Annotated in this window: 17 protein-coding genes and 1 pseudogene; 10 read left to right on the top strand and 8 right to left on the bottom strand. The window is 31.3% G+C overall.

Features of this window, described 5'->3' with window-relative positions; all coding sequences use genetic code 11:
• Positions 1-88 precede the first annotated feature (88 nt).
• Together ACR0QS_RS01250 and ACR0QS_RS01245 are read left to right on the top strand one after the other, a co-directional pair.
• The gene (locus ACR0QS_RS01250; protein WP_432631630.1) at positions 89-2917 is read left to right on the top strand and encodes a methyl-accepting chemotaxis protein; all 2829 of its coding nucleotides are present in this window, start codon (positions 89-91) and stop codon (positions 2915-2917) included.
• 11 nt (positions 2918-2928) lie between these two features.
• Positions 2929-4200 carry an OmpA family protein gene (locus tag ACR0QS_RS01245; protein ID WP_432631637.1) on the top strand — a complete coding sequence of 424 codons (1272 nt, stop codon included), beginning with the start codon at positions 2929-2931 and terminating at the stop codon, positions 4198-4200.
• 8 nt (positions 4201-4208) lie between these two features.
• Here ACR0QS_RS01245 and ACR0QS_RS01240 read toward each other — a convergent pair whose 3' ends face one another.
• Positions 4209-4763, bottom strand: coding sequence for a flavodoxin family protein (locus ACR0QS_RS01240; protein ID WP_432631629.1), 555 nt, complete (start codon positions 4761-4763; stop codon positions 4209-4211).
• Between the two features lie 334 nt (positions 4764-5097).
• Between ACR0QS_RS01240 and argC the strand changes: the two genes are divergently transcribed.
• The 6 genes from argC (at position 5098) to glgP (ending at position 14994) form a co-directional block, all read left to right on the top strand.
• The gene (argC, locus tag ACR0QS_RS01235) at positions 5098-6153 is read left to right on the top strand and encodes an N-acetyl-gamma-glutamyl-phosphate reductase (protein WP_432631628.1); all 1056 of its coding nucleotides are present in this window, start codon (positions 5098-5100) and stop codon (positions 6151-6153) included.
• Between the two features lie 50 nt (positions 6154-6203).
• Complete coding sequence (argJ, locus tag ACR0QS_RS01230) at positions 6204-7463, top strand: bifunctional glutamate N-acetyltransferase/amino-acid acetyltransferase ArgJ (RefSeq protein ID WP_432631627.1); 1260 nt, start codon at positions 6204-6206, stop codon at positions 7461-7463.
• 47 nt (positions 7464-7510) lie between these two features.
• Entirely contained in the window at positions 7511-8404 is an 894-nt protein-coding gene (argB, locus tag ACR0QS_RS01225) for an acetylglutamate kinase (protein WP_432631626.1), read from the top strand.
• A 37-nt stretch (positions 8405-8441) separates the two neighbouring features.
• A complete protein-coding gene (locus tag ACR0QS_RS01220) occupies positions 8442-9650 on the top strand; it encodes an aspartate aminotransferase family protein (protein ID WP_432631625.1) in 1209 nt (402 codons plus the stop codon).
• 410 nt (positions 9651-10060) lie between these two features.
• Positions 10061-12244: a single-stranded-DNA-specific exonuclease RecJ gene (gene recJ / locus ACR0QS_RS01215; RefSeq protein WP_432631624.1), complete on the top strand. Its 2184-nt coding sequence runs from the start codon at positions 10061-10063 to the stop codon at positions 12242-12244.
• A gap of 188 nt (positions 12245-12432) precedes the next feature.
• Entirely contained in the window at positions 12433-14994 is a 2562-nt protein-coding gene (gene glgP, locus ACR0QS_RS01210; protein ID WP_432631623.1) for an alpha-glucan family phosphorylase, read from the top strand.
• A gap of 100 nt (positions 14995-15094) precedes the next feature.
• On the opposite strand, the gene ACR0QS_RS01205 is transcribed toward glgP, so the two are convergent.
• Together ACR0QS_RS01205 and ACR0QS_RS01200 are read right to left on the bottom strand one after the other, a co-directional pair.
• On the bottom strand, positions 15095-15646 hold the full coding sequence (locus ACR0QS_RS01205; protein WP_432631622.1) for a hypothetical protein: 552 nt from the start codon (positions 15644-15646) through the stop codon (positions 15095-15097).
• Between the two features lie 231 nt (positions 15647-15877).
• Positions 15878-16861 (bottom strand): cell surface protein, encoded by a 984-nt coding sequence (locus tag ACR0QS_RS01200; protein ID WP_432631621.1) that lies wholly within the window; start codon positions 16859-16861, stop codon positions 15878-15880.
• 159 nt (positions 16862-17020) lie between these two features.
• On the opposite strand from ACR0QS_RS01200, the gene ACR0QS_RS01195 reads away from it, so the two are divergent.
• Positions 17021-18013 carry a hypothetical protein gene (locus tag ACR0QS_RS01195; RefSeq protein ID WP_432631620.1) on the top strand — a complete coding sequence of 331 codons (993 nt, stop codon included), beginning with the start codon at positions 17021-17023 and terminating at the stop codon, positions 18011-18013.
• Positions 18014-18065: 52 nt separating this feature from the next.
• Here the strand turns inward: ACR0QS_RS01195 and ACR0QS_RS01190 are convergent, their stop codons facing one another.
• The 4 genes from ACR0QS_RS01190 to ACR0QS_RS01175 are packed head-to-tail and all read right to left on the bottom strand — an operon-like array spanning position 18066 to position 21565.
• On the bottom strand, positions 18066-19205 hold the full coding sequence (locus ACR0QS_RS01190) for a sodium ion-translocating decarboxylase subunit beta (RefSeq protein ID WP_432631619.1): 1140 nt from the start codon (positions 19203-19205) through the stop codon (positions 18066-18068).
• Between the two features lie 17 nt (positions 19206-19222).
• A complete protein-coding gene (locus tag ACR0QS_RS01185) occupies positions 19223-19633 on the bottom strand; it encodes a biotin/lipoyl-containing protein (protein ID WP_432631618.1) in 411 nt (136 codons plus the stop codon).
• A gap of 41 nt (positions 19634-19674) precedes the next feature.
• Complete coding sequence (locus ACR0QS_RS01180; RefSeq protein WP_432631617.1) at positions 19675-19989, bottom strand: OadG family protein; 315 nt, start codon at positions 19987-19989, stop codon at positions 19675-19677.
• Between the two features lie 31 nt (positions 19990-20020).
• Positions 20021-21565: an acyl-CoA carboxylase subunit beta gene (locus ACR0QS_RS01175; RefSeq protein ID WP_432631616.1), complete on the bottom strand. Its 1545-nt coding sequence runs from the start codon at positions 21563-21565 to the stop codon at positions 20021-20023.
• Positions 21566-21891: 326 nt separating this feature from the next.
• Between ACR0QS_RS01175 and ACR0QS_RS01170 the strand changes: the two genes are divergently transcribed.
• Complete coding sequence (locus ACR0QS_RS01170; protein WP_432631615.1) at positions 21892-22752, top strand: class I SAM-dependent methyltransferase; 861 nt, start codon at positions 21892-21894, stop codon at positions 22750-22752.
• A gap of 111 nt (positions 22753-22863) precedes the next feature.
• Here ACR0QS_RS01170 and ACR0QS_RS01165 read toward each other — a convergent pair.
• Positions 22864-23557: pseudogene (locus ACR0QS_RS01165) on the bottom strand (hypothetical protein); the annotation flags it as partial.

Here is a 23557-nt window from a genome sequence, read left to right as displayed (position 1 = left end):
TTATTTTATTTTTTATATTTATAAAAGTAAAAAAATGATTATTTAATACCGATAATAAAAAAGATATTAATTTTTACAGGGCTATAATATGCTGTTTCAAACGAACGAAAATATTTTAAGAAAAAGGCTAAAATTCATTATGCCTATCGTCTTTTTTATAAACGCTATTATTACTATAGCCGTTTATTCGGTAATGTTGAGTCGCATTTATGAACAGTTTACGCCCGTAAGAAGATATAGTTATTTTCTTATGATATTAACCGTTTTATTAATAATCATAAGCATATATTTTGATTTTCTAAAAGTGGAAAGAGGAAAATCCGTTCATTTGGGAATCGTATATATATTTAAAACCGTATTGGCGTTTGTGGTAATCTCTTTGCTTACATATCCGATATATCTACTTGACGGAACTATGACATTATTCGAGGTTTTGAATTTCAGATTATTAATAGTTTTGCTTTTCATGAATTTTGCAGCTTCAATATCCGCGGTTTCGTTTGTCGTTTTAGTTAGACCTTTATATAAAATAACGGGAAAAAGAGAATATTATCTTCCAATGATGTATATTATAATTCCGACATCGATGGTTTTCGTTATTTTCGTTATTGCCACATTAAACGGAATCAGTTATAGAAGTTCCGTTCGTTATTACGGAGAATACAGCAGAATAATCAATAAAGAATATATAAGCGACGCGGCTACTTCGATTTATGACGCGATTAACGAATATGTGAATGTCGCGGACGATATAGCTTTTTATTTAAAAGATATTGCAAGATATGAATATAATCTTACTCCATACGACGCGTTTTTATCGGATTATTTGAATAACAGATACGGCGGCGATACGAATATAAACGCTTTGTATATTCATTTTTATGATGCGGGAAGAAGCGGAATTAATATTGCCGATTCTATTTATCAGAACGCGCAGACTTTAAATATAATTTTGAATAGAAATAATAATTTTGCTTTCAGAATAAATACCAATCCTAATTTGCCGATTCCGACAATGGACTTAAGCGGAACTAATCATAGAATAAATATTATTAGAGATTTGGAACATTTTTATATATACAATCCTATTATCAATAACAATAATACGATAGGCTTTTTGGCTTTGGAAGTGAAATCTTCGGTAGTTACGGATTTATTAGCCAATTATCCTAACATTAATATATTTGTGGCAAATAGCGATTTTAGTATAAGCGCTTATAATAGAATGAATTTTCTTAATCCTCTTCAAACCGTTTTGAATAATCCTACTACTTCTGGGGAATTTAAAGACGAGGCTAACAATAATTATTTGAATACTATTTCGGACGCGAAAATAATTTTGATTCAAAATTATAATATGTTTTTCGTTAAATATGTGCTTTTCGGCGATATTTATGTAATGGGAGTTTGGGAAAATGAAATTCCATACAGAGAGAATTTGGATTTTAGAAGAACTATTTTAATGTCGACTACGGCGATATATTTCGGATTGTCTTTATTTTTTATAGTGCTTTTGACGATAGTTTTTATTATAAGAAGAACTATGATAGTCGCAAAAAGAGTGGCGGATTCTTTAAGCGAAGGAACGGGCGATTTAACTATAAGACTTCCGATAACCAATATTGACGAAACGGGAGAATTGGTGCATTCTTTCAATAAATTTTTGGATAAAATTCAAAGCATTATAGTAAATATTAAAGAAAACACTTATGTTCTTACGGGAAGCGTTCAAAATATTCGTTCTTCCATTAATATTGGAGTGAGCGATTTTGAAACTTTAAATAAAGAGTTCAAAAACGAAGTTGCAAATTCAAATAAAATAGCGGAATCTTATTCAAACGCGGCGAGAGTTACTTTTATGCAAAGAACGAGAATCAACTCGGTAAACGAAATCATAAGGCAGCTTTTGAATAATATAAACGAAATTAACGAAAAAATGAAATCTCAAGCGGATGCCGTTAATAGAACGAGCGTTTCCGTTCAGCAAATGATGGCAAATATTATTACGGTAAATCAGAGTTCGATTAGAGCGAATACTTATTCAAAAACTTTAAACGCCGAAGCGAGAGACGGAGGAAACATATCGGAAGCTCTTGCGGACGCGATTCAGGGAATCAGAGATTATTCAAAACAAATAACGAGCATTACGAATGTTATACGCAATATTTCCGAACAGACAAATCTTTTGGCAATGAACGCTGCAATCGAGGCGGCTCAGGCGGGAGAATACGGACGAGGTTTTACTGTGGTTGCCGAAAAGATTAGAAAACTTGCGGAAGATACGGCAAACAACTCTATTATAATCAGCGATTTAATCGAAGAGACGATTCAAGCCATAGAACAGATGGTTTCTCTCGTTTCAAAAAGCGCGGAATCGAGCGATAAAATTATTGAAAGTTCCAATATGCTTACGGGAGCGATAAGTTCAATAGCGGGCGCAAACGAAGAATTGGATTTGGGAAGAAGAGATATTTTAAATAATGTTTCAAATTTGAATAGCATAACCGAAACCGTTCAAGAGCTTTCTTTAAGGCAGATGCAAATGAGTTCTATGGTAAGTCAAAATATTTCTGGAGTCGACAAACTTGCGGAAGATGTGGTTAATGTGGTAAATAATACGGAAAGCGAAGTTAAAGTTCTTTTGGGTTCTATCGAAAATGTCGCTCAATTATCGAATTCAACGGTCGACAGCATGGAAAGTATGGATAAAAAAATAAAAGAATTGCAATATATTTTCTTGCAATTATACAAATTGGTTATATCTTTCAAAACCGAAAAATCGGAAGAGGAAATATTAGAAGAAACGAAGAGACTAAATCTTTTGGATAAAATCAGAATCAAACTTGAAAAAAGAGCGCAAAAACATAGAGAAAAAGAAGCGAAAAAAATCAAAAAAGAAGAAAAAAGTCTGTTATGATAAAAGAATTTATGAGAAAGAAATTTTTTGTTTTAATATTTGTCCTGTTTATTTTCAATATATTCTTTTGCAATATCGCGTTTTGTCAAATTGAAGAAATCGAAGAAAATTCGGAAACCCAAAAAATATCGCATAAATTTTATTGGAATTTGGAAACGGGAAAAAGAATAGAATCCGTAAAAACCGCCGATGTCGAATATTATGAAAACGGAATTTTGAAGCGAACTTATAAAGAAAGAAATATTGTCGATTTAACCGTTATCGCAATCGCTCCGAAAGGCGGATATAGAGTGAGCGGTTTATTCAAAATTTTCAGAATGCAAAGAGGAGACAGAGTTTTTCATTTGGACGAAGAATATACGAGCGATTTTATAATTCATACCAACGGAAGATTTGAAGTGCCGACTATTCATTTTATGCCTAATGTCCGACATATTCCCACATTTCCCGATAAAGAAATTAATCTTACCGAATCTTGGAGCGCCGAAGCCGTTGAAATAGTGAAAGTAAATAACGCTCCGAATCTTAATATGGTTTTGTCGTCCGATTATCTTTTTGCAAATATCGAAACGAACTCCGAAGGCAAAAAAAACGCCGTCATTCAATATCATATAATGACGGATAAAGATTTGATTCAGGCGGGAATTTCTGGACGCTCAAGAATAGGCTATCCCGCGAGAATTTACGGATTCAATTACGGAACTTTTTTATGGGATATGGAAAATAATATTCCAATATCACAAAGCGAAAAATATCAAATACTTTTCGGCTACGATAAAGAATTATCTTACAGAAGTTTGCAATATAAAATGAATATAATAAGTTCTTATAAAATATACGATTCTATTTCAAAAGAAGAAGAGGAAAGAGACAGAAGAGAACTTGAAGAAAATTTAAATAATTTGAATGACGATATTATAGTAGATACAGTTCCCGAAGGTTTGGTTTTAAGGCTCGGAGAGATTTTATTTGATACAGATTCTTACACTTTAAAAAACGAATCAAAAGAAACGATTGACAATATTATAGAAGCGATTAAAAAAACTTATCCCGATAGAGAGATAATAGTTCAAGGACATACCGACAATACGGGAAGCGAAGAATATAATAAAACTTTATCCGAAAGAAGAGCTAAAACGGTCGCCGATTATATTTTGCCTAATCTTAATCATGATAAATTATCCTACAGCGGATTTGGAGACAAAGAGCCAATCGCCCCGAACGATACCGCCGAAGGAAGAAGCAAAAACAGAAGAGTCGATATTATAATCAAATTGAGATAATTATTCTTTTATTCTAATTCTTTAAGAAAATTTTTCACATCCGAAACTAAATCGCTTATAGAATTTTTATTTAAATAATCTATTTTCTTTCCGTAGTTTTCCAAAAAATATTTGTCGTCTTCAGTTTGTTCGTTTTTACTCGCTAAAATTTTTCTAAGCATAAGCATCATTAAAGCATGGTGAATTTTTAATTTTGAAAAGTCGATTGTGCCTCTTAAAAAATAAAATGTTATATTTTCTTTTTCTTTACTCTTAAAATTTTTATTTATAGCATCTTCGTAATATTCTTTGTATTTAGGATTCGCGTTGCCGACTATGACGCAGTAAATTTTTTTGTTTTCAAATTTATTTAATTTATTATAGAATTTCTTAAAACTTTTATAAACGGTTAATTTGCTCGCGTATAAAGAACCCGCGAATATTATAACTTCGTAATTATTTAAATTTTGAAAAGATATATTATCAGCTTCGAATAAATCGGCATGAAGTTTATCGGATATCCATTTTGCATAAGTTCTTGTAGCTCCATATTTGCTTTTGTATATTACCGCGATTTTTGGCATAATTTTTCCTCCGTTTTTATTTCTTTATTATATTAAAATATTGACGATAAAATATAATAAAATTTTTATTAAAAAATTTCAATTAAAAAAATATCGAATCATTATTGACATTTTTTTAAAATATATTAATATAAATTCAAAATTATTTAAGGCAATTATTATGAATACGATTAAAAAAATATTGCATTATCTATTCTTACCTAAAGATTCCTTGAGGCGTTAATCGCCCGCATTAAAAATTATCAAAATAAATCTATCAAAATAAAATATAAAAGCAATAATAGAAAATTAAAATAAAAAAATTAAATTTATTATTTATAACGGAGAATTAAAAATGATAAAAGCGTCAGTAATAGGAGCGACAGGATATGCTGGAGTCGAACTTATAAGACTTCTTGCTTCGCATCCAAAAGTAGAATTAAAAAATATCTCTTCAAAAAGTTTTGAAGGAGAGCCTATAAATAAAATATACGGCAACTTAAATAAATACTCTGAAAAAATATTAACGGACGAAAATTCGGCTTTGGAAGATTCGGATGTTGTATTTGCGTCTTTGCCAGCTGGTTTAAGCGAAGAGATAGCAAAAAAATGTTTTGAAAAAAAAATATTGTTTATAGATTTGGGAGCGGACTTCAGACTTTCAAACGAAGAAGATTATAAAAAATGGTATAAAAAAGATTTTAAATATCATGATATTCATAAAGAAGCGATTTATTCGATTCCTGAAATAATCAAATACGATAATTTTTATAATAAAAAAGATTTGAAAAACGCTAAAATAATCGGAAACCCTGGATGTTATCCAACTTCTATTGGACTTGCACTAACTCCCGCTTTGGTGAATAAAATAATCGAAAAAGAAGATATAATAATCGATTCAAAATCTGGAGCGACTGGAGCGGGAAGAGAGCTTACTTTGAATACTCATTTTGCCGAATGCAACGAAGCTTTTGCGCCGTATAAAATCGCCGAACATAGACATACTCCCGAAATCGAGCAGACTTTATCGAATATTTACGGAGAAGAAATTAAAATTACTTTCGTTCCTCATTTGCTTCCGATTAATAGAGGAATTTTGTCTACAATATACGCAAAATTAAAAAATAAAAATTCTTTGGAAAATATTTTTAATTTATATAAAGATTTTTATAAGAATTCAAAATTTGTGAGAATATTAAATATTGGAAATATTGCAAATTTGAAAAATGTAAAATATTCTAATTACTGCGATATTTCGATTCATATTGACGAGAGAACGAATAAATTAATAATAGTTTCGGCAATAGACAATATGGTTAAAGGTGCGGCGGGACAGGCTATACAAAATATGAATATAGCTTTAGGTTTTGAAGAAGATGCGGGACTAAATATGATTCCTCCCGCTTTCTGATTTTTGATTTATAATATTGATTAAGAAATAAAATAAAAAAGGATAATAAAATGAAAAACGATAATAAGAAAAATAATGACGAAAATAATATAAAACAGATAAAAGGCGGAATTTGCGCGGCTAAAGGATTTTTTGCCAACGGAATTTACTCTGGAATAAAAAAGAAAAAAACTTCTAAAGATTTGGCGATTATTTATAGCGAAAGTTTATGCAATGCGGCTGCGGTTTATACTCAAAATAAAGTTTGCGGAGCTAATATCATAGTAAGCAAAGAGAATTTAAAAAACGGACATGCCAAAGCGATTATATGCAATTCGGGGAATGCTAATACTTGCAATAAAGACGGAATTGAAAAAGCGAAAGCGATGTGCAAAGGAGTTGCCGATTACTTGAAAATAAGCGAGAAAGATGTCGCTGTCGCTTCTACGGGAGTTATTGGAGTTCCTCTTCCGATAGAACCGATTTTAAAAAACATTAAACCGTTGATTGATAAAGCTAAAAATTCTGCGGAAGCCTCAAAAAACGCGGCAAACGCTATAATGACAACGGACATTTTTATTAAAGAAATTGCATTTTCTTTTGAAATCGGCGGTAAAGAAGTGAAAATCGGAGGAATTGCAAAAGGAAGCGGAATGATTCTTCCGAATATGGCTACTCTTCTTGCCTTCATAACGACAGACGCAAATATAAGCCAAAAATTACTTCAAAAAGCTTTAAGAGAAGATATTAAAAATACTTATAATATGATTAGCGTTGACGGAGACACTTCCACAAATGATATGGTTGTAGCTCTTTCAAACGGAGAAGCTAAAAATCCTATAATAGACAAAGAAGGAAATAATTATAAAATATTTTGCAAGGCTTTGAATATGGTTAATACTTATTTATGCAAGTCTATGGCAAAAGACGGAGAAGGAGCTACAAAATTGATAGAATGCGAAGTAATAGGTTCAAAAGATATTGAAACTGCAAGAAAAATTGCAAAATCGGTTATATCTTCAAATCTACTAAAAGCTGCGATTTTCGGATGCGACATGAATTGGGGAAGAATAGCCTGCGCGATAGGCTATGCCGATTGCAAATTCGATATTAATAAAGTTGCAATAAATGTTTCTTCAAAATTTGGAAATATGAATGTTTTTGAAAAAGGCTACGGTTTGAAATTTGACGAAAAGAAAGCCCTTAAAATTCTTAAAGAAAAAGAAATTAAAATAACGGTAAATATGAACTCGGGAAAAAATAAAGCTACGGCTTGGGGCTGCGATTTAACTTACGATTATGTGAAGATAAACGGCTCTTACAGAAGTTAGAAATTTATTAATTTATAATTTATTAATTTTATTATTGAGGGTTAAAAATGAGCAATATTGATAATTTAGAAAATATTGAAATAAAAAATAAAGACAAGGCTTTTATTTTAAATCATGCATTGCCTTATATTCAAAAATATAAAGATAAAACAGTTGTCGTAAAATACGGCGGAAGCGTTATGGAAAATCCCGAACTCAAAAAAAGCGTTATGCATAATGTCGCTTTGCTTTCCACTTTGGGAATTAAAGTTATAGTTGTCCATGGCGGCGGAAAAGATATAACGGAAATGCTGAATAAAATCGGAAAAGAATCAAAATTTATAAACGGATTGAGATATACCGATAAAGAAACGGCGGAAATAGTAAAAATGGTTCTCGCGGGAAAGGTTAATAAAGATTTGGTTTCGCTTCTTCAAAACTGCGGAGGAAAATCAATCGGAATATGCGGAATAGACGATTATATGTTTAAAGTAAAAAAACATGAAAACGAAGATTTGGGATTTGTTGGAGAAATAGAAGATATAGACACAAATTTAATTGAGACGATTATAAACGGAAAATATATACCGATAATTGCCACAGTCGGATGCGATAATTTTGGGAATATTTATAATATAAACGCGGACACGGCGGCTGCGAAAATAGCGGAAAAAGTGAATGCCGAAACTCTTATATTTATGACGGATACTGCGGGACTTTTGAAAGATAAAGATGACGAATCGACTTTAATAAGCAAGATTGAAGTTAATAGCATAGATAAATTAATCGACAGCGGAAGTATTTCTGGCGGGATGATTCCAAAAGTTCAGCATTGTATAAACGCTGTAAAAAACGGAGTGAGTAAAGTTTTTATTATTGACGGGAGAGTTCCTCATTCTATTTTGATAGAAATGTTTACGGACGAAGGAATAGGGACAATGTTTTATAAAGAAGAAAAATAATTTTAAATTTTAAATAAATTTTAAAAAGGATATAAAAATGGAAAACAAAAATAAGAATAAAAATAATAATGTAAAAAAAGAATATATAAAAAAAAGTAAAAAATATGTCGCAAATACTTACGCGAGATTCGATTTGCTTCTTGAATCGGGAAACGGTTCTAAATTAAAAGATACGGATGGAAAAGAATATATTGATTTGGGAAGCGGAATCGGAGTAAACAGTTTGGGTTATAATAATAAAAACTGGATAAAAAAAGTGGAAGGACAATTAAATAAATTACAGCATACTTCAAATTTATATTACAATAAACCTTATATAGAACTTGCTGAAAAATTATGCAAAATAACGAAATTCGATAAAGTATTTTTTTCAAATTCTGGAGCGGAGGCAAACGAAGCGGCGATAAAATGCGCGAGAAAATATTCTTTCGTAAAATACGGAAAAGAGGCAAAAAGATATAATATAGTTTCACTTAAAAATTCTTTTCATGGAAGAACTATGGCTACAATTTCGGCGACAGGGCAGGATGTATTTCATAATTTCTTTTTTCCTTTTTTGGAAGGATTTTTATTCGCGGAAGCAAACGATTTGGAAGACACGATTTCAAAATTAAAAAATAATTCCTGCGCGATAATGATGGAACTTGTTCAAGGCGAGGGCGGAGTGATTCCGTTAAATAAAGAATATGTTTCGTCAGTTAGAGAATATTGCGACAAAAACGATATTTTAATGATAATAGATGAAGTTCAAACGGGCGTTGGAAGAACGGGAAAATTTCTATGCTCCGAACATTATAATTTGAAAGCGGATATATTAACTTTGGCAAAAGGTTTGGGAGGCGGGCTTCCAATCGGCGCTACGCTTATGAATAAAAAATGTTCCGACACTTTTACGGCGGGCGACCATGCTTCAACTTTTGGCGCTAATCCCGTGATTTGCTCTGGAGCTTTGGAGATTCTTAAAACGATAGATAAAAATTTTCTTAAAGAAGTGGATAAAAAAGGAAAATATATAAAAGATAGTTTAATAAAATTAGATAATGTTAAAAGCGTTGACGGAATCGGACTCATGCTTGGAATCGAACTTAAAGAAGGACTTAACGCGAGAGAACTTGTAGAAAAATGCATTTCAAAAGGAATAATTCCATTAACGGCGAAAAATAAAATAAGACTGCTTCCTCCTCTTAATATTTCGCAAAAAGATTTGGAGAAATCGATTGGAATTTTGATTGAGGTTTTGAAGTAATATTTAATATAATATTAAAGCATAATTTTGCTTTTGCATAGAATATTTTTAATCGTTATCACCGAGACTAAAGTCCGCCGTTGGAGAGGCACACAGAGTGAGACTTTAACTGTCATTGCGAGGCTACTGCCGAAGCAATCCAAAATAATAAAAATTATTTTCTCTGGATTACTTCGCTATCGCTCGTAATGACTGTGTATTAATTTAATCATTAGGCTTTATTTTAATTAACCGCATTGCAACTTACTTTTGCTTATCATTGTAAGATTTTGTAATATGTCATTGCGAGTGGGCGTCTGTCCACTTTTAGTGTGAGCGTGGCAATCTTTAAACGACAATCCCACTTGAAACAATCCAACAAATAAAATATACTATACAAAACAAATTCTAAAGGTTCTAATATTTAAAAAATGCAAAATAATAAAATTAATATAAATAATTTAAATCCTATAATAAAGGATTTGCTCGATTTAAGAGGAATAAAAACAAAATCCGAAATATTTGATTTTTTCTTTCAAGATATATATTCGCTTTCAAGTCCTTTTGGAATAAAAGACATGAATATATTTGTCGACAGATTAAAAGAAGCGATAGAGAGCGAAGAAAAAATATTAATCTACGGAGATAAAGACGCGGACGGAATAACTGCGGCGTCTATAATATATAACACTTTAAAATCGGTTACAAAAAATGTCGAGGCTTTCGTTCCTAATCATTCTACGGGATACGGACTTTCAAAATCAGTCATAGAAGAATACGCCAATTCTGGGACAAGTTTAATTATTACTGTGGATTGCGGAATCTCGAATGTGGAAGAAGTTGAATTTGCCCGAGAGCATTCTATAGATATAATAGTAACCGACCATCATGATATACCCGAAATATTGCCGAACGCTTACGCTATATTTAATCCAAAACTTTCAAATACGGGATTCGTTTCAAAAAATTTTTCTGGCTGCGCTGTGGCTTTTAAGATGATGCAGGCTTTTGTTTTATCATATACAAAAATTTACAATAAAGATATTATAGTATTGGATTACGAAATCGACAAAAAAAATAATATTCTAAAAAAAATAAAGGCTTTGAAAACCACAAATTTTGTTCCAAATAACGAACCGCTTGGATTTGAAATTATAAAAGAAAATGAAAACGCTTACAAATCTATCTATGCAGATTATTATGACGAATTATTAACCGAAGAAGAAATATTGGAAGAAATTGCAAGTTATATGTTCGAGGGAGACGGAGCTATACTCGTTTTAACTGGAGGCGAAGAGAGATTAAAAAGATTATTATCAATGTTTGAAAAATACGAAATGTTTTTACCCGAATACGAAAAAGTTTACGATTTATTACAACTCGGAACGGTTTACGGAAATGTAAATATAAAAAATTTTAAAACTCTCGAAGAATTTGCGCTCGCTTTAAATGTCAATATTTATAAATACGAAAACATTGAATATAGAGATTTGATAATAAAGATGGAAATATTTAAAAGAATGTTTTATATAAGTCAAAAACAGATGCAAAATTATTTAAAAAGAGAATCGATTTTGGTAGCTTTTGGAACGATTGCCGATGTAGTTCCCGTTATAGAAGAAAACAGAGCCTATATAAAATGCGCTTTGGAAGAATTATCAAAACCTCCGCATATTAGATATAATATAATTTTAGAAAAAATAAATTTACTCAACACAAAAATAGACACTCAAACTATCGGCTGGAAATTAGCTCCGTTTATAAACGCGGCGGGAAGAATGAATAAACCCGAATATGCGTTAAAACTTTTAACTTCCGAATTGAAAGAAGAAGTTTTGAAATTGTCCGAAGAAATTTATAATATGAACGAAACGAGAAAATCTTTGACTGACGAATGTTTTAATATAGTGAGCGAATATATAAAAAATAACGATTGTTTATCAATGCCTTTAATTGTGGTAAAAAGCAAAGAAATCGAGCAAGGTTTGACGGGATTAATAGCGGGAAAAGTTTTAAACGAATATGGAAAAACCGCGGTTATTTTGTATGAAGACGAAGAAGAAAAAACTTGCACTGGAAGTATAAGAAGCGCGGGAAATAATAACGCGAGAGAAATGCTTGAATTTGCGGGCGTTTATTTAAATAAATTCGGGGGACATAAAAACGCGGCGGGCTTTAGTTTGAATATTGATAAATTCGATAAATTTGCAAAAAAAATTATTCAATACGCTTCGGAAAATAATTTAGAATCTTCCGAAAAAGAAAATAAAAATTATGATATAAAATTGGATTTCAAAAATATAGATATTAAATTTGCGGAAACTATAGAATCGTTCGAGCCTTTCGGAGTGGCAAACGAAGAGCCGATATTTTATTCAAATAATGTAAAAGTTGCAAAAGTGATTCGTCTGCCTAAAAACGAAAAACTGCATCTCAAATTGGAAGTTAATCAAAGCGGAAAAAATATAATCGCAATTTTATGGGATTCAAACGAAGAAGAAGCGAAAAAATTTGAAAATTCAAATTTTATAAATATTTTTTATAAATTGAAAATTAACAGATTTAACGGAAGTAAAGAAATTCAATTATTGATTCAAGATTATTCTATTTGTTAAATTTGTTAAATTATAAAATTTTGATTAAAAATTATACAGTTTAATATTAATTTTCCGATAATTTGACAATAAAATATTTATAAGTTATTGATTTTATTATGAAATATTATATAATAAATTAAATATTTATAATATTTTACAATTAAATAAAAATTAAAAAACTATTTTTTAAGAAGGCGGTGCAATGTATGAAAATAAATAAGTATATGGTTTCTCCATCAGTTCCTAAAGAATTAGAACCTTTATTGGAAATCACAAAAAATTTCTGGTGGTGCTGGAATCAAAAAGCTGTAAATTTATTGAGAACAATTGATATTGACAATTATGACAAAAAAGACCATAACCCTATAAGAGTGTTGGGAGAATCTTCGCAGGAATGTTTTTACAATATGCTTCATGACGATGCTGCGATGATGAATTTGGCAGAAGTTTACGATGAGTTTAAAACTTATATGAAACAGGAAACTTGGTATGCAAGTTTGGACGATTCGCAAAAAGTGGAAAATGAAAAGATAGCTTATTTTTCATTTGAATACGGACTTCATGAATCTTTGCCAAATTATTCGGGCGGACTTGGAATATTATCTGGCGACCATTTGAAATCCGCGAGCGATTTAGGTTTGCCTTTCGTTGCGGTTGGGCTTTTATACAGAAAAGGATATTTTAAGCAGTATTTGAACGCGGACGGATGGCAACAAGAATACGATATAGAAAACGACTTTTTTAATTTGGCATTGGAAAAAGTTTTGGATTCAAACGGCGAAACTATGAAAGTGGATGTCGATTTGCCCGGAAGAAAAGTTTACGCTCAAATATGGAAAGCAAATATTGGAAGAATTCAACTCTATTATTTGGACGCTAATATTGAAGAAAACAGCGTTGAAGACAGAGATATTACTGCGCAGCTTTACGGCGGAAATCTTGAAACGAGAATACAGCAGGAAATTTTGCTCGGTATCGGCGGAATTAAAGCGTTAAAAAAATTGGGAATAAAACCAACTATACACCATATGAACGAAGGACATAGCGCGTTTTTATCGCTTGAAAGAATCAGGCAGTTAATGGTAGACGAGAAATTGGATAGAAATTCGGCAAGAGAAGTTGTTTACAGTTCAAATGTATTTACTACTCATACTCCCGTTCCAGCTGGAAACGATGTATTCCCTATAGAAATGGTTCAAAAATATTTTGCCGATTATGTTAAACAAATCGATATGACAATGGACGAATTCCTCAAACTTGGAAGAATCAATCCCGATGACGAAAAAGAAGATTTCTGTATGACGGTTTTGGCTTTGAATTTGTCTGCCGAAAATAACGGAGTAAGCAAACTTCATGGACATGTTTCTCGAGGGATGTGGAAAGATATTTGGAAAGGAGTTCCAACCGAAGAGCTTCCGATAGATTCAATAACGAACGGAATTCATACTTTAAGCTGGATTTCATTCGATATGCAAAACCTTTTGGATAGATATTTGGGACCGCGCTGGCGAACAAAACCTTTGGAACATAGCATTTGGGAAAGAGTTCAAAAAATTCCAGATGCGGAACTTTGGAGAACGCATGAAAGAAGAAAAGAAAGATTGATTGATTTCTGCAGAGATAGATTAAAAAATCAGTTAATCAATAGAGGATTTACAAAATCGGAAATAAGCCATGCCGACCAAATTCTTAATCCAGAAGCTTTGACTATAGGATTTGCAAGAAGATTCGCGACTTATAAAAGAGGAACTTTGCTATTTAGAGATTTGGAAAGATTAAAAAGAATAGTAAACGATGCTAATCGTCCCGTTCAAATAATATTTGCGGGAAAAGCGCATCCTCATGATAACGGCGGTAAAGAATTAATCAAAAATATAGCCGAAATATGCAGAAGAGCGGAATTCAGAGACCATATAGTATTTTTGGAAGACTATGATATAAATGTTGCAAGGTATATGGTTCAAGGAGTCGATGTATGGCTTAATAATCCAAGAAGACCTTTGGAAGCGAGTGGCACAAGCGGTATGAAAGTTCCGCCTAACGGAGGATTAAACTTCAGCGTATTGGACGGATGGTGGGACGAATCCTACGATGGACAAAACGGATGGGCTATAGGAAACAGAGAAGAATATACCGATTTAAATTATCAAGATGAAGTTGAAAGCAACGCTTTATATAATGTTTTAGAAAATGAGATAATTCCTTTGTTCTACGAAAGAAGCAGAGACGATATTCCGAGACAATGGGTTGCGGCTATGAAATGGAGCATGCAAACTGTATGTCCAGAATTCTCCACAAACAGAATGGTTGCCGAATATTTCAATAAATTCTATAATAACGCGAGCAAAAGATATTTGAATATGATTGAAAATAATTTCAAAAACGCTAAAGAATTGAAAACTTGGAAAGACGGCATATATTCAAAATGGAATAAAGTTTCGTTTGAAAATACTATGTCGGAAATGCCTTCAAGGAATTTGAAAGTCGGAAGCAAATTTGAAGTAAAAACCATAGTCAATTTGGGAAATATATCTCCAGATTCCGTTAAAGTTGAACTCTATCATGGAAAATTGAGCATGAAAGGAGATATTATAGAGCCTACGATAGTGGAAATGAAACATTCTTCAGATTTGGGTAACGGCAGACATTCTTTTATCGGTTCTTTGGAATGCGTTCACACGGGACAAAGCGGATATGCGATAAGAATGTATCCTTATCATAAAAATTTGAGTTATAAATTCGACATGAAAATGATAATATGGAGTTAAAATTAAAATCCTAAATATAATTAATAAAAGGGACTTGACTAATAAAGTCAAGTCCTTTTTTATTATTAATTTTTTCTAACAACTATTTTATTTTAAGATTTTACCAATCGACCCATGAAGAAATATCTTTTTTACTGCATTCCAAATTTCCTATGATTAACTTATCGTGATATTTATAAAAACTGCCAGTATCTTTATAGGTAACGCCGTCAAAATAAAAGTCTAAATTTGTAGCGCTATGAAATGTAACAGTTCCCGAATAAGCGTTTTTACTAGAGTCGTAGTTGTTTGTTCCCGTTAATCTTATAGTATAAGGATAACCGTCAAAGGTATCGTCTACTTTTCCAATAGCGGCGGACTTATTTTTAACATTGCCTCGTTCCTGCAATAAAGCGCCATCGCTTGCAATAAAAATATCGAAATTGAAACCGCTCGAGGATTTCCAAGTTCCTTCAAGCTCCGATTTGGAATGTTTTTTAGTAGTCTGGTTTGGATTTGATTTACAGCTAATTGAAAATACCAATATAAACGACAATAATGAAATAAAGAATTTGAGCGATAAACAATTTACTAAAACCATAGTATTGCCTTCTCTTCTCTTCTCTTCTCTTCTCTTCTCTTCTCTTCTCTTCTCTTCTCTTCTCTTCTCCATGAGAATTTACCTCCGTTAAATAGCTAAAATCCGAATTTTTTTCTTTCGGTTGCGATTTACAGCCCGTTTTAGCATTCTTTATTTTATTGATAAATTATAACATCTTTAAAAAATATGTCAATACTTAAAATTAATTTTTTTAAAAAATTTGCTAAAAACTAGAAGTTGCCGAGCGCCAAACGGATTAAAACAATCCATACAAAATAGATTATTGAATTTTAGAAAATCTTATTAACTTAAATACCAAGTTATTCCCGTAGAAGCGTTAAATTTAAGATAATTATCCGTATTGTTATTGTCATTTCCTAATTCCATTTCAAGATATAATTCTAAATTTTTTATCGGAGTTATATATAATTCTCCGTAAACTCCGTAGCCTAAACTATAATTTATATTTTTATTGTTGTCAGAATTTATTTTTAATCCCAAAGACGGCTCCAAATATATAGAGGTTATATCCGAATTGGCAATTAATCCTAAAGCTGGAATTATATCTATATTATAAGGATTTTCAAAAACTCTTTCGCCTCCGCCTCTTCCAAATAACGACTGGTTATATTTAAATTTTAATAACGGATTTAAAATAATTTCTTCAAGAGTAAAGCCAAAATATGTTCTTAACTCAAAGCCCGCGTTTTTATAGCCGTATTGAATATATAACCTTAACTGATTAAAAGTCTCAATATCCGTATAATATCTTAATTGAATTTCCGTATTTATAATTTCGCTCGAATATTTTGTGTTGTCCGCTGGTAAATTTTTGTATGAATATATTTGAATCGGAATAGCTATTCTTAAATTATTGTTTAAAGCGTTAATCGTAAAAACGGGAGTATGCGTAAATGTAATATTTGTATTTCCATTTTTATCTTTAAATAAAACGCTCAAATTTAAATTATAACCAAATCCTACGCTTATTAAAGGCGAAACATAACCCAACCCAATAGAAATCGTGGAATTGAATTCTCCATAACCATAATTGGAAGATTCGTCATAATATTGTCCCACTCGGGCTATAGTTCCAAAATTTTTACCTTCGTTATTTAATCCGAAAGTCCATTTTATCGTATCGTTTCCCAAAATAAATCCTAAATGGTCGAGCCGAACTCTTAATTGATTTCCGTCAGTTAGAAAATCTATCCAGTCGGAACTTTTTCCATACATACCGAAAATAGAATTAACGTATATAAATATTAATAATAAAGTTTTTCTCATTTCTAGAAATTCTCTACATTTCTAGAAATTCTCTAGTAAAATATTTATGATTATAATATAAATTTTTTGAATTATCAATATAGTTTTAAATATTGTTAATTGTAAAAAATTTACTAATAATATACAATATTTTTATTAGAAAATTTTTTAGGTTTCATTATGATTAAAACGCTTATAATATTATTAATGTCTTTATGGTTATTAAATTCTTGTCAAAATAATGTTTATGCTCCAAATACTTTTATTGTAAGCAGGTATATTAATTCCTTTTCATCTTATGAAGATGTAGCTAAAGTAAATTTTTATAAAGAAACGAAAAATGCTATCGTATATTGTGAAGCAGGCTATCAAATTGATACAGAAAAATTAGATTCTATGATAGAAAGCTTTGAAGAAAATTATAGTCAAATGACAAACACATATGGAAAACCTACCGATATTGACAATAATGGAAAGATAATAATTTTATTAGTAAATATGAACGGAAATATAGGAGGACTTTTTGCTATTGAAGATTTAATATACGGCATAAGAAATAATGCCGAAATATTATATTTGGATATCAAATCACACATTTTTCAAGATGCATTATTGCATGAATTCCAGCATTTAATATATCATAATGTGAATTTTATACAAAAGGGTTATTCTATTCTCTGGCTTAACGAAACTCTTTCTCAATCTACACAATCTTTTTTATATACGGGATATTATTGGTGGGATGAATTATTTACTCCGCGCCAATACTATTGTTTTTATACTTGGAATTTAGAAAAATATTATGGAGACGATTATCGTATTAATTATGGTTCAGCGGAAGAATTTATATGGTATCTTTTTGAAAAAAATAATAAAAATCCCGAAGTTTTTAAGAGAATAGTTCATTCATCCGAAAGGGAAGGTTATAAAAGAATTCTCTCGGCAGTTTCCGATATGGGAATAGGAAATACTTGGGAAGAAGTGCTATATAACTTTGCAAAGTTTATTTTAGGTAAAGCGAGATATGTTAATTTTTTTCCGTCTAATACCACAGTGCCTTTATATCCAGGAGCGTTTATATTTTATAAAGAAAACGGTGAATATAAAATAGCATTGAATCCCGATACTTATATAGGAGATTCTCCAAAACCTATTTATTTTACTACGCCTTAAATATTTATTAATAATTTATAATTTAAATTTTTTACGATTTTATTATAAAAAATTAATGAAAAAAAGCGAGCAATATTCCAACCACAACCGCTCCAGATATTATACCCGAAATATTTACAGCCATCGCATGCAAAAGCAGACAATTTGAAGAACTGTTTTCCTGCCCGTAAATATGAGCGCCCCAAGCTGGAATCGGAAAAGCGCTCAATCCCGCAGAACCTATTATAGGATTGACTTTTCCTCCCGTTAAAATATTCATTATCTTTGCGACAAGAATTCCTATAATCGTGCTTAAAATCAAAGACATAAAACCGAAGAAAAATATAACAATCGTATTGAAAGTTATAAAAGTATCCGCGGTCGCCCTTGAACCAATCGCTATTCCTATAATCATCGTGAGAATTCCGTTTAATGATTTTTGCAAATTAACGGAAAAATTTTTAATTATATCCGATTCTCTCAATATGCTTCCAAAAAGTAAAGCCGCTATCAACGGAAAAGAATTCGATAAAAATATTCCGCAAAATCCAATAGAAATAACTGCGAATATAATTTTCTCGCCTCTCGAAACATGCCTCAAATAAGACATAGAAATTTTTCTCTCTTCTTTAGTCGTCAAAAATTTTGTGACTGAAATTTGTAAAATCGGTAGTAATTCCATATACAAATAAGCCGCAATTACTATCGGCGCAAAATATCTCGGCTCGGCAATTAACGAAGCCATATACATAGCAAGCGAACCGTCAGCCGCTCCTATAATCGAAGTAGCCGCCGCAATATCGTCTCCCAAATTCAAATATACGCTTAAAGAACTCATAACATAAAAAACTATAAATATTCCGACTTGAGAACTCGCTCCTATAAAAAAGTTTTTTGGGTCCGCCAAAATAAGTCCCAAATCAATCATAGTTCCAACGGCAAAAAATACCAAAATCGAATAAACACCCGAATCCGCTCCGCTATATATGAATCCTAAAAAACCGTTTACGACTTCGGTAGTCATTCTCGGCAGAGGCATATTTGAAGCCAAAATAGCCACGCCCATTGGAAGAAGAAGCAAAGGCTTTTTATTATAATAAATCGACATATATATTAAATAAGCGCCCAAAAGCATCATTATAATTTGAGCGAAAGAAGGAGGATAAAATCCCGCGATTAAATTATTTAAATCCAAACCTAAAATTCTATTCATAAATCTACCTTAATTTTTTAACTTATTTGCAATATAACCTGATTTTCGATAACCGAAGAACCTTTTTCCACATGAATCGATTTAACCTTTCCAGATGCTGGAGCGGTTAATTCGTTTTCCATTTTCATTGCCTCGAGTATTGCCACAACTTGCCCTTCGGAAACTTCGTCTCCAACCGATACCGTGAAAGATAAAATTGTCCCAGGCATCGGCGCTTTAACCGAAATTGCATTTTCGTCTATCGGAATGGAATTTTGCGGTTTTTCTGAAATTTGTTTTTCATTATTAGAATTATTAGACGTGGCATTCGGATTTACGAAAGTAGACACAGTTTTTGAAGCATGAACTCCTCCTATAATTTCTCCGACTTCTTCTACAGAAACATCGTATAATTTTCCGTTTACAGTTACTTTATATTGTTTAATCATAGTTTCTCCTGTTATTTTATTTCTTTATTCTTATTTATTATTTATATGTTATCTCTTAATCTGTCAATCATTCCCCATATTGGAGTTTTCGATTCTTTTATTGATTTTATTACAAATCTGCTATTTCCAGTATATGCGGATATTGAAGCCGTTATTACCGCGACAAGTTCCGTATCGTCAAGCAAATCTTCATCTTTAGTTTTGCTCTCTTCAATAACTTTAATTATTTCTTCTTCGGCTTTTACATTTCTGTTTTTGAATAACACTCCCAAAAATACGGATAAAAGATAAAAAACCAAAGCCGCAATAAAAACGGATATAATTCCAAAAATAGTAATCGCAGCGCTATGTTCCATAATTATTTCTCCTTGATTAAATTATAAATACTTACAAAGGAATATTTCCATGTTTTCTTGGAAGCCTTTTTTCTCTCTTGCTCGCCAAAAGATGCAAAGCGTTTATCAAATAGCTTCTCGTATATTCTGGCTCTATAATATCGTCAACATAACCTCTAATTGCCGCACGATAAGGATTTGCGAATTCTTTTTTATATTCTTCTATTTTTTCCGCTCTCACTTTTTTTGAATCTTCCGCGTTGTCTATTTCTTTTTTGAATATTATATTAGCCGCTCCGTCTGGTCCCATAACCGCAATCTCAGCGGATGGCCAAGCATAAACTATATCCGCTCCCAAATGTTTTGAACACATCGCTATATAAGCGCCACCGTAAGATTTTCTTATTATCAAAGTAATTTTAGGAGCTGTCGCTTCCGAGTAGGCGTATAAAAGTTTTGCGCCATGTCTTATCACTCCGTTATGTTCCTGTCCGACTCCCGGCAAATATCCCGCCGTATCGACTAAAGTAATTATTGGAATATTGAAACTGTCGCAGAATCTTATAAAACGCGCCGCTTTATCCGCAGCGTTAATATCCAAAACTCCCGCCATAACATTCGGCTGATTGGCTATTATTCCAACCGATTTTCCATCAAATCGAGCGAAACATATAACTATATTTTTTGCAAATAAAGGCTGTAATTCAAAAAATTCTCCGTTATCCGCGATGCTTTTAATAATATCTTTAATGTCGTAAGGTTTATTCGGCTGGTCGGGAAGAATATTCGATAATTCGCTGTCGTTTCTATTTGGGGAATCGTTCGTTTCTTCAAATGGAACATCTTCCAAATTATTTTGCGGAATAAAAGAAAGAAGTTTTTTCACTCCTTCGAGCGTGGATATTTCATCGGGAAACATTAAAGAAGCGACTCCCGATTTTTGACTATGAACCAAAGCTCCGCCCAATTCTTCAGCGCTTACTTTTTCGCCCGTCACCGCTTTAACTACTTGAGGTCCCGTGATAAACATATTCGCTGTTTTATCCGTCATAAGAATAAAATCCATTAAAGCTGGAGAGTAAACCGCTCCGCCCGCGCAAGGTCCCATAATAATGCATATTTGAGGAATCACTCCCGAAGCTTGAACATTCCTATAAAAAATATCTCCGTATCCTCTTAAAGCGTCAATTCCTTCTTGAATTCTCGCTCCGCCCGAATCGTTTATTCCGATGCATGGACAACCTAATTTAATCGCCATATCCTGCACTTTACAAATTTTAGCCGCATGCATCTGTCCTAAAGAACCGCCAATAACTGTGAAATCTTGAGCGTAAATGCAAACCTGCCTTCCGTTAATTTTTCCGTATCCCGTCACTACGCCTTCGCCCGCAATTCTCATTTTCTCCATTCCAAAATCTTCGCATCTATGTTCCACAAAAGCGTCTATTTCGCAAAAAGTATTTTCGTCCAATAATTGTAAAATTCTTTCTCTTGCCGTTAATTTTCCTTTTGAATGCTGGGATTCTATTTTTTCTTTTCCGCCCGCTTCTTCAATCTTTTCTTTTCTATTTTTAAGTTCTTTTATTTTTTCTTGCATTTTAAAATCCTTATATTTGAAATCCTTACAATTAGTTTATATTGAAATTAATATTTTTCAAATTTCGGTAATATAAAAAGATATATTATTTGGTATTTATTGCAAGATATTTTTTAATTTTTACTCGCTTCAAAAAAATTTTTGTTTTAAACTGTTGACATATTTTTTAAATAAGTTATAATTCGCCTATTAATAAAAAAATAAATAACGCTAAAGTTGGCTGTAAGTCACAACCGAAAAGAAACAATTTCGGAATAAACTAATTTAACGGAGATAAATTCTCATGAACTCAACTCAACGATAATTGCGCTTTTTGCAATAGAAAATTGCATAATGAAATAAAAATAGGCAAATTTAAAATACCTGTAGAATATGCTATTTGCGATGATTGTAAAACCGCTTTTATAAATGAAAACTACAAACCAGAAACTATAAAATATTATTCCGAAGAATACGAAAAATGGTTTTATGGAATTTCTAATAAAATCATGCCTATAAAAAATTCTTTTACGGACGCTTCGGCAAGAATTTTTTTATTAACCGAATTTGTAAAAATAAAAAATAAAAAAATTTTAGATGTCGGATGCGGTATAGCTGGATGCGTAAGCCTTATGAATATTATAGGAGCAAAGGCTGAAGGAATAGAACCGTCTTTAAACTTTTCTAAATTTGATAAAGAAATACTAAATCTAAATGTTAAACAAGGATTTATAGAAACTTCAAAGTTTGATAAAACATACGATATAATAACTCTATTTGATGTTATGGAACATATAGAAAAACCAGAAGAAGTTTTAAATTCCATTCATAATTTATTGGGCGATAATGGAACTTTATTTTTAACTACGCCTCATATTAAAAAAGCATCATCTTCGGTTATTTATCAACAGAGCCATTATTTTTTATTTTCTATAGGGAGCATTGCAAATCTCTTATACAAAACTGGCTTTTATTTAGAAAAAGTTATGCTTTGGGGAGGTTCAATTAATATAATAGCAAAAAAGTTCGACAGCCGCAACGAAAAAATCTATTTTAAATGCAAATATTTAGAAGAATATTCTAAAAAAGAATTAAAAAAATATAAAATCAATATAATATCTCTTCTGCCTAAAGTATATAAATTAATATTCTATCATTTTTTAAGTATGAAGGAATTTAAAAAAGCGATTAAAAAATTATCACTTTGACTTTCTTATTATAACTTTTGAAGGCTTTTTCTCGGTTTTCTTTTGATAGGCGATTTTTTATTTTCCAATCGTTAGGTAATTTATTCATAATTATTCCTTAAAAAATAATACTTAATTTTTCTTACTGTTTATTAAACCGCTTAAATGACTTAATAATTCGCTTAAATCTTCAATAGGCGTATTGTCGCCTTTCCTTTTATTTAAATTTGATGCGGGACTTTTATTAATAGTCGAACTTACTTTACTTATATAATCTAATAAAAATTGTTTATCGGTTTCGCTTAATTTTTCCAATTCTTTGCTATAGCTTAAAAACGAACTTAATACTAAAGATTTATGCTCGTAATCTTCTTTTAATTGCACGGTTTCATGCGTTCTTCTGTTAAAATATTTCGTAATCCATAATAATAATCCGATTATGCCAATAGAAAGTATAGATATTCTTATATCAAAAAATATATTATCGTTTTTTAGCTGTGTTAAAGACATATTCAAACAAAATAAGCCTATTATTGCAATAATATCAATAATTACCATGAGTATAAAAGTTTTTGAAAATATATTTAAATTCTTTTCCAAATTATTAACTTTTTGATTAAAATACGCCGACAATTCATTATTAATAATAGCCGTATTTTTTGTAATAATATCGTTATGTATAGAATTAATTTTTTCTTCTTGCAGTTTTATATTATCATAAATTGCATTTATATTATCTAATCTATTTTTTAATTCTTTATAATCCGTTTGCTCGAAACAATTATTAACTTTATCTATATCTTTATCATATTTTTCAATTTTAGAT

Origin of the sequence: Brachyspira sp. (genome assembly GCF_050873525.1) — a bacterium.
Classification (GTDB): domain Bacteria; phylum Spirochaetota; class Brachyspiria; order Brachyspirales; family Brachyspiraceae; genus Brachyspira.
The sequence above is the reverse complement of the archived record's forward strand: the minus strand, read 5'-3'. Positions and strand labels throughout refer to the sequence as shown.